The organism is Roseitalea sp., assembly GCF_984466335.1.
On record NZ_CFIFWG010000098.1, the window covers coordinates 1 to 3,222 of the forward strand.

Annotated in this window: 3 protein-coding genes; 2 read left to right on the forward strand and 1 reads right to left on the reverse strand. The window is 63.8% G+C overall.

Going from position 1 to position 3,222, the window contains the following annotated elements:
• Positions 1-241 (forward strand): hypothetical protein (locus AC5E6L_RS09975; RefSeq protein WP_491772983.1); only part of this gene is annotated, 241 nt, incomplete at its 5' end.
• A 48-nt stretch (positions 242-289) separates the two neighbouring features.
• Here the strand turns inward: AC5E6L_RS09975 and AC5E6L_RS09980 are convergent.
• Entirely contained in the window at positions 290-898 is a 609-nt protein-coding gene (locus AC5E6L_RS09980; protein ID WP_491772985.1) for a hypothetical protein, read from the reverse strand.
• A gap of 347 nt (positions 899-1,245) precedes the next feature.
• Here AC5E6L_RS09980 and AC5E6L_RS09985 point away from each other — a divergent pair, with 347 nt between their 5' ends.
• Positions 1,246-3,099, forward strand: a complete 1,854-nt coding sequence (locus tag AC5E6L_RS09985) for a sugar phosphorylase (RefSeq protein ID WP_491772987.1) — start codon at positions 1,246-1,248, stop codon at positions 3,097-3,099.
• Positions 3,100-3,222: the final 123 nt, after the last annotated feature.

Below are 3,222 nucleotides of genomic sequence, written 5' to 3' on the forward strand. Positions count from 1 at the left end.
GGGATTTTGTGATCTGGCAAGGCGCGCGCAACGCCGCCCGGAGCGCAAAAGACCAGGCTCGGGCGATGTGCGGCTATCATCTGATGTCAATGTGTTGCCGGCCTCCGGCTTGGACGTCTTTTCCGCCGGCAGCATCGTCAAAAGCCTCGCGCGGTCGTCGGATCGCGCCGCGGTGTTTTCCGCGCCGCGGCGAAAAACCTTGTCCATCAAATCGCTCCCATCCAAAGACAAACCGCTCTAAACGCGTCGACGGGCTCGAAGGGTACCCCCTTCGGACCCGTCCATTTGCCTATTCGGTGGCTGCGAAACCGCCCTGACGGGTGTCGGTCGTATTGTCCGGATTGTCGATCGTCGCGCTCACGTCACCGCCGACGACCAGTGTGCCGTTATCGTCATAGAACCTGCCATCCAGCACGGTCGCCATACCGTAATCGCCGCTGTAAACGCCGCTGCCTATGCTCAGCGTGCCGTTCATGTTTGCGTCGAAATCGGTCCCGCTGATCGTCCCGTTTGACATGGGGAGCGTCCCGGTGACATCCGCTTCGACCTGTTCGGTGTCACTGTTGAAGAGGGTGAACCCGGTCGCCGAGCCAGCGGCCGTATCGGTGTCGAAATTCGCGGTCATCGCAAGATCCCCGATCAGGGTGAGATTCCCAGCCTCACCCAGCCCATCCACGCCAATCGCGCCCGTCATGGACACGGACCCGGTCCGGCTGCCGGTGTCTTCGGGCGTCAGGGTGTCGTTCTGGATCTGCGCCAGCAGAGCTTGGAGGCTGGCATAATCTGCAAGGTTTCCACCCGCGGACCCGCCCGGCGACATCCCGCCGCCGGAACTGCTGCATGCCGTCAGGGCCAAGAGACCGGTACCGACCAACACCAAGATTGCGGATTTCTTCATTGCACGGGCCTTCCCTCGATCGATCCGGTTCATTTTCGCAATACGGCAAGGCAATCGCTGATTTTGCGCGTCTTGTTAACCTAGAGGAACTTATAGGTTGTCCGGGGCCGGCCTCTCAGAAGCGCCGGCGCGCTTGCCTTGCGATCTGATTCAGCCGCGCGGCGGGCCTTTCACATCGCACCGCGCTTTCCCCGCAGCGCTGGCCGGCATCGACGGGCCGACGGCGGTCTTCACAACGGCTCTAAACGATCACCGATCCGTTCCCGCTTGTTAATTGAACGCTATGGCGAAGCCTGTAAGGTCGGACCATCGGGTGGTCCGAGACGGTTTGGGATAAGCGGACGCATATGGACGGAACGGACGTCGACAAGCGCTTTTGGGAGCATTTGCCGGTGGCGCGGGTGCCGCGTCGCGGGCCCACGCGCGGCAGCAACGCGCAACTGCGCGCCAAGCTCGGCAGCCTGATCGCGTTCATCTATCCCGACGATGAGGCCGACGCGCTGGTGCAGGCGGTGTGCGACGCGTTCTGGCCCGAAAACCTCAAGTCGCGCCAGCGCGGCCGCCAGCCCGGCAACACGCTGTGGTCCGAAGAGGACGCGATCGTCATCACCTACGGCAACACCTTCTTCGACGGCGCGCACAAGCCGCTCGACCTGCTGGGGGATTTCCTGCACCGCTATCTGAGCGGCACGACCAATGGCGTGCACATCCTGCCATTCTTCCCGTTCACCTCCGACGACGGCTTTGCGGTGACCGACTATCGCATGGTCAATTCGGTGCTCGGCGACTGGGACGACATTCGCCGCATCGCCGCCGACTTCACGTTGATGTCCGATCTCGTGCTCAACCACGTCTCCAGCCAGAGCGCCTGGTTCAGCGAATATCTACAGGGGCACGAACCCTATGACGGCTTCTTCGTGGAAGCCTCGCCCGAGGACGATCTCAGCCAGGTGGTGCGCCCGCGCGCGCACGCGCTTCTGCGCGAGGTGGAGACCGCCGGCGGCACGCGCCATGTCTGGTGCACCTTCTCGCACGACCAGGTGGACCTCGACTTCCGCAATCCCGAGGTGCTGATCGAGTTCATCCGCATCATGCGGCTGCACATCGACAATGGCGTGCGCATCCTGCGGCTCGATGCGGTCGCCTTCATCTGGAAGAAGGCGGGCACGCCCTCGATCCACATGCCGCAGACGCACGCCATCGTGCGGCTGATGCGCGTTCTGGCCGATTATGCGGCCGAGCCGGTCGTGCTCTTGACCGAGACCAACGTGCCGAACACGGAGAACCTTTCCTATTTCGGCAACCGCAACGAAGCGCACGCGATCTACAATTTCCCGCTGCCGCCGCTGGTGCTGCACGCGCTGTGGTCGGGCACCTCGGAGCTTCTGAACCGCTGGCAGATGGCGATGCCGCCGGCGCCGCTCGGCTGCGCCTATCTCAACTTCACCGCCTCGCATGACGGCATCGGCGTGCGCGGCGGCGAGGGGCTGATCACCGAGCCGGACCTCGACCGCATGGTCGGCACGGTCGAAGCCTTTGGCGGCAAGGTTTCGATGCGCGCCATGCCGGACGGCACGCGCCGGCCGTACGAACTCAACATCGCCTTCTACGACGCGATGGCCGGCACCTTCGCCGGCGTCGACGGCCGGCAGGAAGAGCGCTTCCTGTGCAGCCAGACCATCCAGATGGCGCTCGAAGGCATTCCCGCCTTCTACATCCATTCGCTTCTGGCCACGCGCAACGATCAGGAAGGATACGCCAAGACCGGGCAGAACCGGGCGCTGAACCGCAAGCGTTGGAACTATGGGGATTTGCGGGCGCTGCTCGACGATGGCGACAATGAGCATGCGCGCATCCTGGCGCGGTTGTCCGAGCGCATCCGCATCCGCCGCGCGCAGCCCGCCTTCCATCCGAACGCGACGCAGTTCACCATGCAGTTCGGGCCGCGCCTGTTCGGTTTCTGGCGCCAGTCGCTCGATCGCGACCAGTCGATCTTCGCCATCCACAATGTCAGCGCCGAAGAGGTCGCCATTCCCGTCAGCGCGATCAATTTGATCGGCGGCGAGCACTGGGTCGACCTTCTGTCGGGCGAGCAGGTGCGCGCGCACGGCACCGATATCCTGGCGGGCGACCGCGCCCGGTCGGGCGGCGACATCCGCTTTGCGCCCTATCAGTGCCGATGGATTTCCAATCGAGGGTAGGGCGGGGGCGGCCCTGCGGACAAAGCAACGACGCCTTAATCCACGCGAACGAACTCTCGCATTGTCAGACCTGCCACCGCTTTGAAATGTGTCGGACGAGGTTCACCTTCATCCGCAGCGATG

Excerpts from the sequence above, each read along its gene's own strand:
- AC5E6L_RS09980 (WP_491772985.1), bottom strand. The coding sequence starts at position 898 with ATGAAGAAATCCGCAATCTTGGTGTTGGTCGGTACCGGTCTCTTGGCC.
- AC5E6L_RS09985 (WP_491772987.1), top strand. The coding sequence starts at position 1,246 with ATGGACGGAACGGACGTCGACAAGCGCTTTTGGGAGCATTTGCCGGTG.